The organism is Paenibacillus sp. FSL K6-0276 (assembly GCF_037977235.1).
GTDB lineage: Bacteria > Bacillota > Bacilli > Paenibacillales > Paenibacillaceae > Paenibacillus_AQ.
On record NZ_CP150276.1, the window covers coordinates 23134 to 36839 of the forward strand.

General features: G+C 47.5%; 10 protein-coding genes and 3 rRNA genes. 12 read left to right on the forward strand and 1 reads right to left on the reverse strand.

The features are described 5' to 3' along the window. Position 1: 1 nt before the first annotated feature. The 5 genes from MHH52_RS00095 to MHH52_RS00115 all read left to right on the forward strand — a co-directional run bounded on the left by MHH52_RS00095 (position 2) and on the right by MHH52_RS00115 (position 7317). A complete protein-coding gene (locus tag MHH52_RS00095; RefSeq protein ID WP_340005924.1) occupies positions 2-1153 on the forward strand; it encodes an amidohydrolase family protein in 1152 nt (383 codons plus the stop codon). 487 nt (positions 1154-1640) lie between these two features. After that, positions 1641-3198 (forward strand): 16S ribosomal RNA (locus tag MHH52_RS00100). Between the two features lie 270 nt (positions 3199-3468). Continuing rightward, positions 3469-6397 (forward strand): 23S ribosomal RNA (locus tag MHH52_RS00105). 133 nt (positions 6398-6530) lie between these two features. Beyond that, positions 6531-6647, forward strand: a 5S ribosomal RNA gene (rrf, locus tag MHH52_RS00110). The 16S, 23S and 5S rRNA genes sit together here, the layout of an rRNA operon. A 256-nt stretch (positions 6648-6903) precedes the next feature. After that, complete coding sequence (locus tag MHH52_RS00115) at positions 6904-7317, forward strand: hypothetical protein (RefSeq protein WP_340005926.1); 414 nt, start codon at positions 6904-6906, stop codon at positions 7315-7317. 77 nt (positions 7318-7394) lie between these two features. Here MHH52_RS00115 and MHH52_RS00120 read toward each other — a convergent pair whose 3' ends face one another. Then, a complete protein-coding gene (locus MHH52_RS00120) occupies positions 7395-7919 on the reverse strand; it encodes a hypothetical protein (RefSeq protein WP_340005928.1) in 525 nt (174 codons plus the stop codon). A gap of 208 nt (positions 7920-8127) precedes the next feature. On the opposite strand from MHH52_RS00120, the gene MHH52_RS00125 reads away from it, so the two are divergent. The 7 genes from MHH52_RS00125 to MHH52_RS00155 all read left to right on the forward strand — a co-directional run bounded on the left by MHH52_RS00125 (position 8128) and on the right by MHH52_RS00155 (position 13684). Continuing rightward, a complete protein-coding gene (locus MHH52_RS00125) occupies positions 8128-8313 on the forward strand; it encodes a sigma factor G inhibitor Gin (RefSeq protein ID WP_042123074.1) in 186 nt (61 codons plus the stop codon). A gap of 209 nt (positions 8314-8522) precedes the next feature. Further along, positions 8523-10064 (forward strand): aminotransferase class I/II-fold pyridoxal phosphate-dependent enzyme, encoded by a 1542-nt coding sequence (locus MHH52_RS00130; protein WP_340005929.1) that lies wholly within the window; start codon positions 8523-8525, stop codon positions 10062-10064. Then, positions 10065-10706, forward strand: coding sequence for a dTMP kinase (gene tmk / locus MHH52_RS00135; RefSeq protein WP_340005931.1), 642 nt, complete (start codon positions 10065-10067; stop codon positions 10704-10706). It abuts the gene before it with no gap. A 123-nt stretch (positions 10707-10829) separates the two neighbouring features. Continuing rightward, entirely contained in the window at positions 10830-11159 is a 330-nt protein-coding gene (locus MHH52_RS00140) for a cyclic-di-AMP receptor (RefSeq protein WP_042183817.1), read from the forward strand. Between the two features lie 49 nt (positions 11160-11208). Next, positions 11209-11652: a YaaR family protein gene (locus tag MHH52_RS00145; protein WP_340005932.1), complete on the forward strand. Its 444-nt coding sequence runs from the start codon at positions 11209-11211 to the stop codon at positions 11650-11652. Between the two features lie 117 nt (positions 11653-11769). Then, on the forward strand, positions 11770-12744 hold the full coding sequence (gene holB, locus MHH52_RS00150; RefSeq protein WP_313640513.1) for a DNA polymerase III subunit delta': 975 nt from the start codon (positions 11770-11772) through the stop codon (positions 12742-12744). A 139-nt stretch (positions 12745-12883) separates the two neighbouring features. Next, the gene (locus tag MHH52_RS00155) at positions 12884-13684 is read left to right on the forward strand and encodes a stage 0 sporulation family protein (protein ID WP_340005934.1); all 801 of its coding nucleotides are present in this window, start codon (positions 12884-12886) and stop codon (positions 13682-13684) included. The last annotated feature ends 22 nt before the right edge of the window (positions 13685-13706 follow it).

Genomic DNA, 13706 nt, shown 5'->3' on the forward strand with positions numbered 1-13706 from the left:
GATGATCCATAAGCATCCAGAACTGCAAACATTCAAGGATATTTATATAGCGGGTATCAAAGGTAAACGTTTTGATGTTGTGATCAAGGATGGCTATTTTTCATCTATTACTGAAGTGGAGCCGCAACAAAATGACTCAGCTCTTACAGGTACAGATCTATGGATAAGTCCAGGTATTATTGATCTTCATACGCATCTTGCTTGGACAGACTTTGACCATGCGGACCAATTGAAGCGCGATTTCCAGCAGATCGAAACCATGCAGGCGCAGGCCTTTGAAGCTACTCTTAGAACGGGTGTAACGACTGTGCGTGATGCAGGCGGAATTCTGCCAAGCACAGTGCAGCATCTTGTTCAGCAGTATCAGCAACCTCTGAGAGTGCAGACCAGCAGCGATATGCTTGGAGCAGCAGATGCCCGTGGTCTTAAGCATTTGGAACAACGAATGGCGCAAATCTTTGATACAGGAGCAGGTTGGATAAAAATCATGGCTACAGGTGGTCTCGGAACACCTACCGAGAAAGTCGTGGATCCTATTTTTTCCGAAGAAGAGTTCGCATTCATTGTTCGTAATGCACATGCTCACGATAAGAAGGTGTTGATTCATACCTGGGGAGGAGTGACTATAGACTGGTCTATTCAGGCCGGCGTGGAATCTATAGAGCACGGAATGTTTCTGACTGAGGATCAGGCAGGTAGACTAGCTAATTCAGGAGTAGCTTTTGTGCCTACCACATCCATTTATCGTATCGCTGCTGATCCGAAAGGGGTGCTGGCATTGAACCCGATTATTTGCGAACGAGCTGCCCGTGCTGCCGAATCACATCCCAAAGCCATTAATTATGCAAAAAGAGAAGGCGTACGTATTGGATTCGGTACAGATTATGCCACACCTTCACTACATGGTTATAATCTTCAAGAACTGGATACGTTGATTGATTATGGCTTAACTCGGGGAGAAGCGTGGCAGTCTGCTACCAAAACCGCTGCTGACATTCTAGGAAGCGGCAATGAACTGGGGCAAATTACAGAGGGTTTTATTGCAGATGCTGTGATTTTCAAAGTGGATCCGTACCAGGCGCACAATGCAGAGGTACTTCGAAACAGTATCGTTTCCGTGATTAGTGGAGCGAAGGAAGCGGAATTAATCTAGATTCGTCTAAGCTATCTTCTAAAACAACTGATATCTTTTGCAGTTGTTTTCTTTTTAGATTATAGAATGATATTATTCGCTTTTCTCATTTACGATCAACAATCTTTCTTATTGCTGCTAAGTATCAAATGTATATAAGGTAGCAGTATAGAGAGACAGTGTGTATTCGTTATTACATAATTTATGTTTTGAAACTTTTATAAAAAAAGTGTTGCAATGAATCTCCATACATGATATATTCTAAGTCCGGCCAAGAAATACACATGCCGAGCTCGAAAAAGAAGTTAAAAAAAAGAGCTTGACATTAAATAGCCGGAAATGATATAGTATAAGAGTTGCTGCTGAGACATTAAACGGCGCCAACGAGAACTTGATCTTTGAAAACTGAACAACGAGTGAGTAGGAAATCACGAAAGTGAAATCCAAAATTAGAGAATTAATTTTCTCGTCAGATGTTTCAAAATGAGCATATCGCTCTTTTCAATACTAATTGGAGAGTTTGATCCTGGCTCAGGACGAACGCTGGCGGCGTGCCTAATACATGCAAGTCGAGCGGAGTTATTTTGAAAGCTTGCTTTCAAAATAACTTAGCGGCGGACGGGTGAGTAACACGTAGGCAACCTGCCCCTTAGACTGGGATAACTACCGGAAACGGTAGCTAATACCGGATAATTTCTTTTTTCTCCTGAAGAAAGAATGAAAGACGGAGCAATCTGTCACTGAGGGATGGGCCTGCGGCGCATTAGCTAGTTGGTGGGGTAACGGCCCACCAAGGCGACGATGCGTAGCCGACCTGAGAGGGTGAACGGCCACACTGGGACTGAGACACGGCCCAGACTCCTACGGGAGGCAGCAGTAGGGAATCTTCCGCAATGGGCGAAAGCCTGACGGAGCAACGCCGCGTGAGTGATGAAGGTTTTCGGATCGTAAAGCTCTGTTGCCAGGGAAGAACGTCCGGTAGAGTAACTGCTATCGGAGTGACGGTACCTGAGAAGAAAGCCCCGGCTAACTACGTGCCAGCAGCCGCGGTAATACGTAGGGGGCAAGCGTTGTCCGGAATTATTGGGCGTAAAGCGCGCGCAGGCGGCTATTTAAGTCTGGTGTTTAAACCTTGGGCTCAACCTAAGGTCGCACTGGAAACTGGGTGGCTTGAGTACAGAAGAGGAAAGTGGAATTCCACGTGTAGCGGTGAAATGCGTAGATATGTGGAGGAACACCAGTGGCGAAGGCGACTTTCTGGGCTGTAACTGACGCTGAGGCGCGAAAGCGTGGGGAGCAAACAGGATTAGATACCCTGGTAGTCCACGCCGTAAACGATGAGTGCTAGGTGTTAGGGGTTTCGATACCCTTGGTGCCGAAGTTAACACAGTAAGCACTCCGCCTGGGGAGTACGGTCGCAAGACTGAAACTCAAAGGAATTGACGGGGACCCGCACAAGCAGTGGAGTATGTGGTTTAATTCGAAGCAACGCGAAGAACCTTACCAGGTCTTGACATCCCTCTGAATCCACTAGAGATAGTGGCGGCCTTCGGGACAGAGGAGACAGGTGGTGCATGGTTGTCGTCAGCTCGTGTCGTGAGATGTTGGGTTAAGTCCCGCAACGAGCGCAACCCTTAACTTTAGTTGCCAGCAAGTAATGTTGGGCACTCTAGAGTGACTGCCGGTGACAAACCGGAGGAAGGTGGGGATGACGTCAAATCATCATGCCCCTTATGACCTGGGCTACACACGTACTACAATGGCCGGTACAACGGGAAGCGAAACCGCGAGGTGAAGCCAATCCCATCAAAGCCGGTCTCAGTTCGGATTGCAGGCTGCAACTCGCCTGCATGAAGTCGGAATTGCTAGTAATCGCGGATCAGCATGCCGCGGTGAATACGTTCCCGGGTCTTGTACACACCGCCCGTCACACCACGAGAGTTTACAACACCCGAAGTCGGTGGGGTAACCCGCAAGGGAGCCAGCCGCCGAAGGTGGGGTAGATGATTGGGGTGAAGTCGTAACAAGGTAGCCGTATCGGAAGGTGCGGCTGGATCACCTCCTTTCTATGGAGAATCGTTTCCTGCAATGGAAACATTCAAATCGGAAGTTTAACTTCCAAAATACTCACTCGTTGCTCAGTTTTGAGAGTTTAAGCTCTCATTTTTAAACTTGATCCTTGAAAACTGGATACCGAAACGAATTTGCGTTTTAGAACATCTTTTAGCAACTTGTGTAAACAAGTAAATGTTATTAGTGAATACAATGGAATCCGAAAGAAGTAAAGTGTGTTGAATTCATTCAATGTGCAATATTTCTCCTACGGAGAAAATTGAGGTTAAGCTAATAAGAGCACACGGAGGATGCCTAGGCGCCAGGAGCCGACGAAGGACGTGGCGAACAACGAAACTGCCTCGGGGAGCTGTAAGCAAGCTTTGATCCGGGGGTGTCCGAATGGGGAAACCCAGCTGTGGTAATTCGCAGTTACTCATCTCTGAACACATAGGAGATGTAGAGGCAGACCAGGGGAACTGAAACATCTAAGTACCCTGAGGAAGAGAAAACAATAGTGATTCCGTCAGTAGCGGCGAGCGAACGCGGAACAGCCTAAACCTAAGAGCTTGCTCTTAGGGGTTGTGGGACGTCTCACATGGAGTTACAAAGGAATATGGTAGGCGAAGAGGTCTGGAAAGGCCCGCGATAGAGGTAAAAGCCCTGTAGCCTAAACTGTGTTCTCTCCGAGACGGATCCCGAGTAGTGCGGGGCACGTGAAACCCCGTATGAATCCAGCAGGACCATCTGCTAAGGCTAAATACTACCTGGCGACCGATAGTGAAACAGTACCGTGAGGGAAAGGTGAAAAGCACCCCGGAAGGGGAGTGAAATAGAACCTGAAACCGTGTGCTTACAAAAAGTCAGAGCCCTATCTATGGGTGATGGCGTGCCTTTTGTAGAATGAACCGGCGAGTTACGTTTAACATGCAAGGTTAAGTCGAGAAGACGGAGCCGCAGCGAAAGCGAGTCTGAATAGGGCGATTTAGTATGTGGACGTAGACCCGAAACCGTGTGATCTACCCCTGTCCAGGGTGAAGGTGCGGTAACACGCACTGGAGGCCCGAACCCACGCATGTTGAAAAATGCGGGGATGAGGTGGGGGTAGCGGAGAAATTCCAATCGAACTCGGAGATAGCTGGTTCTCCCCGAAATAGCTTTAGGGCTAGCCTCGGTATAAGAGTAGTGGAGGTAGAGCACTGATTGGTTGCGGGGCCCGCAAGGGTTACCAAGATCAGTCAAACTCCGAATGCCATATACTTATTGCCGGGAGTCAGACAGTGAGTGCTAAGATCCATTGTCAAAAGGGAAACAGCCCAGACCATCAGCTAAGGTCCCCAAGTGTGTGTTAAGTGGGAAAGGATGTGGAGTTGCACAGACAACCAGGATGTTGGCTTAGAAGCAGCCACCATTGAAAGAGTGCGTAATAGCTCACTGGTCGAGTGACTCTGCGCCGAAAATGTAACGGGGCTAAACACACCACCGAAGCTATGGCTAGATACGTATGTATCTGGGGTAGGGGAGCGTTGTATGTGGGTTGAAGGTGTACCGTAAGGAGCGCTGGACAGCATACAAGTGAGAATGCCGGTATGAGTAACGAAAAGATCAGTGAGAATCTGATCCGCCGAAAGCCCAAGGTTTCCTGAGGAAGGCTCGTCCGCTCAGGGTAAGTCGGGACCTAAGGCGAGGCCGAAAGGCGTAGTCGAAGGACAACAGTTTGAAATTACTGTACCACCGTAATCCGCTATGAGCGATGGGGTGACGCAGGAGGGTAGTGACGCGGACTGATGGATATGTCCGTCTAAGCAGTGAGGCTGATGTGTAGGCAAATCCGCACATCATTAAGGCTGGGCTGTGATGGGGAGCGAAAATTATAGTAGCGAAGGTCATGATCTCACACTGCCAAGAAAAGCCTCTAGCCAGGAGAAGGTGCCCGTACCGCAAACCGACACAGGTAGGCGAGAAGAGAATTCTAAGGCGCGCGGAAGAACTCTCGTTAAGGAACTCGGCAAAATGACCCCGTAACTTCGGGAGAAGGGGTGCCCCGGTAGTGTGAATAGCACGAGGGGGCCGCAGTGAAAAGGCCCAAGCGACTGTTTAGCAAAAACACAGGTCTGTGCGAAGCCGCAAGGCGAAGTATACGGGCTGACGCCTGCCCGGTGCTGGAAGGTTAAGGGGAGTGGTTAGGGGTAACCCGAAGCTATGAACCGAAGCCCCAGTAAACGGCGGCCGTAACTATAACGGTCCTAAGGTAGCGAAATTCCTTGTCAGGTAAATTCTGACCCGCACGAATGGCGTAACGACTTGGGCGCTGTCTCAACGAGAGATCCGGTGAAATTTTAATACCTGTGAAGATGCAGGTTACCCGCGACAAGACGGAAAGACCCCATGGAGCTTTACTGCAGCTTGATATTGAATTTGGGTACGATCTGTACAGGATAGGTGGGAGCCGTAGAAATCGGAGCGCAAGCTTCGGTGGAGGCGCCGTTGGGATACCACCCTGATCGTATCTAGGTTCTAACCTAGTACCCTTACCGGGTACGGGGACCGTGTCAGGCGGGCAGTTTGACTGGGGCGGTCGCCTCCTAAAGAGTAACGGAGGCGTTCCAAGGTTCCCTCAGAATGGTTGGAAATCATTCGAAGAGTGCAAAGGCATAAGGGAGCTTGACTGCGAGACCTACAAGTCGAGCAGGGACGAAAGTCGGACTTAGTGATCCGGTGGTACCGCATGGAAGGGCCATCGCTCAACGGATAAAAGCTACCCTGGGGATAACAGGCTTATCTCCCCCAAGAGTCCACATCGACGGGGAGGTTTGGCACCTCGATGTCGGCTCATCGCATCCTGGGGCTGAAGTAGGTCCCAAGGGTTGGGCTGTTCGCCCATTAAAGCGGTACGCGAGCTGGGTTCAGAACGTCGTGAGACAGTTCGGTCCCTATCTGTCGTGGGCGCAGGAAATTTGAGAGGAGCTGTCCTTAGTACGAGAGGACCGGGATGGACGTACCGCTGGTGCACCAGTTGTTTCGCCAGAAGCATGGCTGGGTAGCTACGTACGGACGGGATAAGCGCTGAAAGCATCTAAGCGTGAAGCCCCCCTCAAGATGAGATTTCCCAATTAGTAAGACCCCTTGAAGACGACGAGGTAGATAGGTTGGAGGTGGAAGTGCAGCAATGCATGGAGCTGACCAATACTAATCGGTCGAGGGCTTATCCTATACTTAAAATGCAGATTCAATTCGGATTCAGTTTTCAGGCGATTAAGCCTGTAACCAATAAGCTGCATGTCTTTCTGAAGGACTGATATTTTCTAGCAGCGATTTCGAGAAGCGGAAGCTTCGAAAAATCATGTTTGGTGGCGATAGCGGAGGGGTTCCACGCGTACCCATCCCGAACACGACCGTTAAGCCCTCCAGCGCCGATGGTACTTGGACCGAAGGGTCCTGGGAGAGTAGGACGTTGCCAAGCAGATTGAGCCATTGTTGATAATATCAGCAGTGGCTTTTTTTCTTTTTTTATTGTGCAAGTGTTTAAGGCTAGTAATAACATTAGAATAGGTTACTGTGGAATGACATTTTTGTTACCGACGCCGCGGTGGATACAAGTATAATAGAAAAGTGCTAATAGTTAGCAGATCTTTAATACGAAGGAACTACTCATAAATTCTAACTTTGAATTTTCTTGTGTCTTTAGATGCATTGTAGAGGTAGGGAGGATTTAAGGCATGAAACAATTAAAAATATTCAAGTTAATAATGATTTCTTGTATTTTAACTTTAATACTGGCAAGTTGCGGGACGAAAGAACCTACTTGGGATACTTTTGAGGGTGCACTTAATGAGAAGAGCTTCCCTGTCCCCCATGAGGCGAACTCACCAGACCAGACTACTACTAACGTTGCTATGGATTATGTACGTTATTCTTTACCTGGACTAAAGGAGAAGAACGGTATTCCGGATCCTTATTTGGAGGCTATTAAAGCTTGGGGTTGGGATGAACAGGAAGATGAGGATAGCGGTTCTTCAGGTGTTTTTCAGAAGGACGGGTTAACGGTTCATTTAACAGTGCATGATGATTATTTTGTAGTGATGATTCCTAAAGAAAAGAAGTCCTCCATTAAAGGCCTTAAGACCAAATAAAGAATCGCCATCCATTATGGATGGCGGTTTATTTTTTAATACATGAGAATTGTATGAGCTATACTAGGGTTTGTACTTTATTGAGAGTAATAGGATACATCGGTTGGATTGAATTTCAGCATGCCTTCCTTGTTCTGACGATTCAGCCTGAACAGAGCATAGAGCCGAGGCAGTAGGAGCCATAAGTGGCAAGTAATCAGGGATACTGTAAATGCTGGTGGTGACCAGAAAATAAAGAGAGCTACGATACAAAGACCAATATAGAAATTATGTAGCTGTACTTTACGGAATATACGGTAACTAATGTGTTGATCAGGCATAAAACCCAGCCAAGGCAGTTTAAATGATACAGACCATCTTTTTGAAATAGGATGTCCTGAGATTAAAAGAACTGAGCGTGAAATGACATATTGAACCCAGAAGGCAACAGGCGCTGCTATGATTATGTAGAGAATGCTCCACCAGGAAAGAAATACTGTTTCGAGCACAGTGACTAATAGGGGAAGCATAATATAAGTAGGCAGCAGGCGTGCCGTTAGATTGATTTTTTTGATTAATTTATATTGATAGAATGTAGCTGCACCTTTGGTATTGGGTTCCATAGATAATAGTCTAACCTCCTCGCGAATTCGTATGTTCTTAATATCGGCGATTGGATGTATTTTATTAAACTGGGGCGAAAATTCACCGATACAGCGGCAACGGAATATATATAATGCACGATACGAAGGATATGAAAAAACTATGAAAAGGTTTAAAATGATAGAAGGTGTATCATACTGTTCTTAAAAGAGTCAAGGTGGGATGGTTATGGAACAGCAAACCGGGCAAGCTTGTATCATTTGTGGACAGGTGAAAGAGGAAGGTATTGTGATTGTCTCGCATTTTATTTGTGAGGAATGTGAGGCTGAGATGATACGTACCGAGGCTGAAGATGCCAAGTACCGTTTTTTTATCGGCCGGATGAAGAAGATCGGATTGCAAAAAAACGCTTAAGTAGAGTAACTCTGTTAAATGATGCGGTTGAGAGAGCGGTCTGGATGAAAGATACGATGGCTGCATTAGTGATATTCAATATACGGCTTCCTCGTTCTTCAGGCGGGAGAAGCCGTTTTGTTGTCCAGCCGGCTGCTTTTGTACTGAGGCGTAGGCGTTTCCGAAAATTTACGTTAAAATAGAAGGAACCCTATGGGAAGGAATTTAATATGAATAATTTACAACGTTGTAGGGCGCCTATATACGAAATGCTGGAACAATATAGAATTATGGGTAATATATCATATCATGTGCCAGGGCATAAAAATGGAGAGGCATATGACGGCGATGCAGGCGCTGGTTTTCTAGATGAGGTTATGAAGTATGATGTTACGGAAATTACCGGCACGGATGATCTTCATCATCCTGAGGGAGTCATCAAGGAAGCTCAAGAGTTGGCAGCAGATTGCTTTGGAGCAGAGGAAAGCTTTTTTCTGGTTGGAGGGAGCACAGCTGGCAATCTGGCTCTTATTCTAACCGCTTGTCCCGAGCCTGGAATGATTATGATTCTTCAACGCAATGTGCATAAGTCAGTCATTCATGGACTGATGTTGGCTGGAGTACGCGCTGTTTTTTTGGAACCGCTGATTGACCCTCCTAGCGGCTTAGCAGTGGCGCCGGCGGCAGAAGCTGTTGAAGCTGCACTTGCAGCCTATCCTGAAGCCGCAGCTGTACTTGTTACCATGCCCAATTATTACGGCATGGGCAGTGACCTTGCGCCCCTCGCGCGTATTTGTCACAACAGCGGTGTACCGCTGCTAGTGGATGAGGCGCACGGGGCGCATTATGGCCAGCACCCGGCGCTGCCAGCCGGGGCGCTTGCTTGTGGCGCGGACAGCGTCGTGCAGTCCACGCACAAGATGCTCATAGCGATGACCATGGGCGCTATGCTGCATGTTCAAGGGCCGCGGCTCGACCGCGCCCTGCTCCGGCAGCGGCTCGCCATGGTGCAGAGCTCCAGCCCATCATATCCTATGATGGCGTCGCTGGATCTTGCCCGGCGGCTGCTGCACAGCCGGGGCAGTGATGCCTTCACGGCGGGGCTGGCCGCCGTGGACGTCCTGCGGCGCGGCCTTGCCGAGCTGCCGCGCTTCGGGCTGGTGCAGCCGGCAGAGCCGCTGCACCCAAATACGCCGCTTGATTCTATGGCGGCGTACGTGACACAGGACCCCTTCAAAGTCGTCATTTATGACGCCACCGGGGTCCTGAGCGGCTTCGAGCTGCAGCGCAGGCTCGAGGCTAAGGGTTGCGTGCCGGAGATGAGCGATGACCGGCACGTAGTGCTGCTGTTTAGCCTAGGATCGAAGGCTGAAGATGCAGCTAGGCTACTACAGGTGCTGCGGGAAATAGATTCGGAGGAACCTTCCGAATCACCGCTCGCCCCGGACATATCAGAATCCCGCAATATTTCCACGTGGAACAATTTTGATTCTTTACAAATCTCAGCGCCTGTCTCCTTCTCATTGAAGCCGGTGTCAGCTAATGAGATAGAAAGCATTGATCTTGAACATTGCGTGGGGAGAGTGGCGGCTGAGATGGTTATTCCATATCCGCCGGGCATCCCGATATTATATCCGGGTGAAGTGATCACAGATCAGATACAAAGAAGGCTGGCTGGTTTAGCCAAAGGAGGCGCCAAATTTCAGGCTTGTGCTGATCCGGTCTTACAGCGTATTGAGGTATACAACATTCAGAAGGGCGGAGAAGCATAAGTGGGAAGAGAAGGTTTCTTCATAACATTAGAAGGGGGCGAAGGCTCCGGAAAAACAACTGTACTGGGTAGAGTAGCAGCCTATTTGCAGAACCGGTCCATGCCTTATCGAATTACACGCGAACCTGGTGGCATTGAAATTGCCGAGAAGATTCGCTCCATTATTCTAGATCCTGCCCATACAGCGATGGATGCGCGAACAGAGGCATTGCTATACGCAGCATCAAGAAGCCAACATCTCGCCGAAGTAGTTGAACCAGCTCTTAGAGAAGGGCTTACAGTGCTCTGTGACCGCTTTGTAGACAGTAGTCTTGTTTATCAAGGACATGCGAGAGGGCTAGGAATTGAAGAAGTATGGAGTATTAATCGTTTTGCTATCGGAGACCGTATGCCGGATCTAACCTTTTATCTGGATGTAGATCCAGAGATAGGGTTGTCACGGATTGCAGCGAATCAAGAACGAGAAGTGAATCGCCTGGATCTGGAGAGTCTTTCTTTTCATCAGAAGGTTCGCGAAGGCTATCAATTATTGGTTGAGGCGAATCCGGACAGAATAGTAGTTCTAGATGCTAATCGCCCCATTCATATGGTAGAAAAAGATATCGTGAGAACACTTGAAGAGAGAGTATTAAAGGGTTTTTAGGGTGTTTTGTCTAATATACTAAGAGAAGTGACATATAATTAGGCGTTTGCTTATGAAGTAAGGGTTACTACGAGAAACTCTAAGTAGTAATACACCATAAAAGTATTGGGAGGGAATGCGAAGATGAAGTTGATCATTGCAATTATCCAGGACAAAGACAGTAACCGGTTGTCCAGCGAGCTAGTCAAAGCCAATTTCCGTGCTACCAAACTCGCAAGTACAGGTGGATTTCTGCGTGCGGGGAATACGACATTTATGATTGGGGTAGAAGACAGTCAGATTGAATCCGTATTGACCGTAATCCGTAACAGCTGTAAAGTGCGTGAGCAGTTAGTCACTCCGGTAACGCCAATGAGTGGAACAACGGATTCGTATTTGCCGCTTCCTGTCGAGGTACAAGTGGGCGGAGCTACTGTATTCGTACTTCCTGTAGATCGGTTTGAACATTATTAAGTATAATATCAATTAGCAAGTCACTTACAAAAGGGGCGGTAGATAACCTTTGAAGATCAATCCGGGGTATAGGCCCTTAAAGAGTGAGATGACAAATGCAGAAGGGGCTAACAGACCCGTTCAGCAAAAATCGTTCTCTGATGTTTTTCAGCAGCAAAGTGAACAGAAAACCAAAGATGAACTAAATCGCCAGATCAAAGAAATACAGTCCCAAGGTGATCGTTTATCTAAGTCCATGACGATTCGCGAACTCACCATTTACCGGATGATGATCAAAAGGTTTCTGGAAGAAACGGCTCGAAGAGGCGTTATTCTGAAAGAAACACGCGGATGGGATCGACGTGGCCGTGGCAAGCGTTACAAGCTGCTTGAGGAAATTGATTCGGCTTTGCTATCTATGGCAGATGATTTGCTGAATAGTGAGCAGGGCCGAATAGATCTGTTGGGACGCGTTGGAGAAATCCGCGGGTTGTTAATCAACCTTTCTTTTTAAAATATAAGAAAGTATAAGTTTTACACTATACTTTATCCTTATAGTTCTCGATTAAACACTTACCGTCCTTATAAGGACGCCGAAGGCGTTTATGCTTGAAAGTTTTGGGAGGAAATTATGCCTTTTCATGATATAGTAGGCCAGGAGAATGCCAAGCGGCTACTCCAAAATGCCTTGCGCAAAGAAGCTGTGAGTCATGCTTATTTATTTACAGGGCCGGCAGGCAGTGGACAAATGAAAACGGCGCTGATGTTTGCCCAAGCTATATTTTGTACCCAGAGCAAGGACGATGCCTGTGGGGAATGCCTGGAGTGCCGGAAAGTAGAGCATGGAAACCACCCTGATTTGTCACTGCTGCAGCCAGATGGAGCAAGTATTAAAATAGATCAAATCCGTGAGCTGCAGCGCGTATTTTCCTATCGGTCAGAGGGTGTGAATCCGAAAGTTTATATTATAGATGGAGCAGACAAAATGACGGTACAAGCTGCCAATAGTCTGCTTAAGTTTCTGGAGGAGCCACCAGCTCCGGCTGTTGGAATCTTAATATCTGATAATAGTCGTTCCTTATTGCCAACGATTCAGTCACGGACCCAGCGGATTCCATTTAGTCCGTTAAATCCGGACACTATGCTCCAAGCTCTGGCAAGTGAGGGCGTTCCGATACCCTTAGCTCGATGTGCAGTATCACTTAGTTCAGGACTTGATGGTTGCAGGAAACTTTTGGAACAGAATTGGTTTGCAGAAATGAGAAATGTAATGTTACAATTAGCTAAGGAGTCCTTAGGCAAGGGCAGCTCCGCGGTAGCAACTGCTGGGCAGAAGCTGTTCAAGACCGGGCTCGCTGAACATTTGGATATCCTTTTCAGCATGTTCCATCTATGGTTTAAAGATATGCTCTACTTCCTGTACCGTAAGCATGAAAGTATCGTTTTCATAGATCAGTTAGACTTTATTTCCAGGCATGCCCGTCTACGGAGTGCGGAACAATGGGTGGCTTATATGGGATTTGCTGCAGAGAGTACTAAGAAGCTGCGGTCCAATGCCAATGCCCAGTTGTGTCTGGAGCAGTTCTTAATCCGACTGGAAAGTTAAAGGATTAGTTATGATATATCCTCCGGATGTCGCTTTACCTGGAAGTATCGTTTTAACAGACGAGGAAGGACAAGCATGAATCATCAGGGAGCGGACATGCCCATAGGTTCCTTTTACCGGCAAACAAGGGGGTTAATTTTTGTACAGCGTAGTAGGTGTCCGTTTTAAAAAAGCGGGTAAAATATATTATTTCGATCCACTTGATTTTCCGATTGAACGGGATCACTATGTTATAGTGGAGACAGCACGTGGGGTTGAATACGGTAAAGTTGTCGTAGGCAAAAAAGAGGTGGAAGAATCCGACGTAGTATTGCCCCTCAAAAAAGTGATGCGTATTGCCGGCGAAACCGACGCACGCGTGGTTGAGGAGAACAAAGGGGCTGCTAAAGAGGCATTTACCACCTGTTTAAATAAAATACGCGACCATGGCCTAAAAATGAAGCTCGTCGATGTAGAGTTTACTTTTGATCGTAACAAGATTATATTTTATTTTACAGCCGAGGGACGCGTCGACTTTAGAGAATTGGTCAAAGATCTGGCAAGTATCTTCCGGACCCGCATTGAGCTTCGACAAATTGGGGTACGTGATGAGGCCAAAATGCTAGGTGGACTTGGACCTTGTGGACGAGTGCTTTGTTGCTCATCTTGGTTAGGGGATTTTGAACCCGTATCCATAAAAATGGCCAAGGATCAGAACCTTTCACTTAATCCGACGAAAATTTCTGGACTATGTGGGCGTCTGATGTGTTGTTTGAAATTTGAGCATGACAATTATGAGAGTGTAAAGGAAGAAATGCCAGCGGTCGGCAAGATTGTCGTGACCTCATTGGGGGATGGCAAAGTAGTAGGACTTAATGCCGGAAGCCGTACGGTTCATGTACAGTTGTTTGAAGTGGGCAAAGTTAAGGAACTTCCAATGGATGATGTTGTCGTCAAGTAAACCATATAAGGTTACTTTCGGG

Excerpts from the sequence above, each read along its gene's own strand:
- MHH52_RS00115 (WP_340005926.1), top strand. The coding sequence starts at position 6,904 with ATGAAACAATTAAAAATATTCAAGTTAATAATGATTTCTTGTATTTTA.
- MHH52_RS00120 (WP_340005928.1), bottom strand. The coding sequence starts at position 7,919 with ATGGAACCCAATACCAAAGGTGCAGCTACATTCTATCAATATAAATTA.
- MHH52_RS00130 (WP_340005929.1), top strand. The coding sequence starts at position 8,523 with ATGAATAATTTACAACGTTGTAGGGCGCCTATATACGAAATGCTGGAA.
- holB (WP_313640513.1), top strand. The coding sequence starts at position 11,770 with ATGCCTTTTCATGATATAGTAGGCCAGGAGAATGCCAAGCGGCTACTC.
- MHH52_RS00095 (WP_340005924.1), top strand. The coding sequence starts at position 2 with ATGATCCATAAGCATCCAGAACTGCAAACATTCAAGGATATTTATATA.
- MHH52_RS00125 (WP_042123074.1), top strand. The coding sequence starts at position 8,128 with ATGGAACAGCAAACCGGGCAAGCTTGTATCATTTGTGGACAGGTGAAA.
- MHH52_RS00140 (WP_042183817.1), top strand. The coding sequence starts at position 10,830 with ATGAAGTTGATCATTGCAATTATCCAGGACAAAGACAGTAACCGGTTG.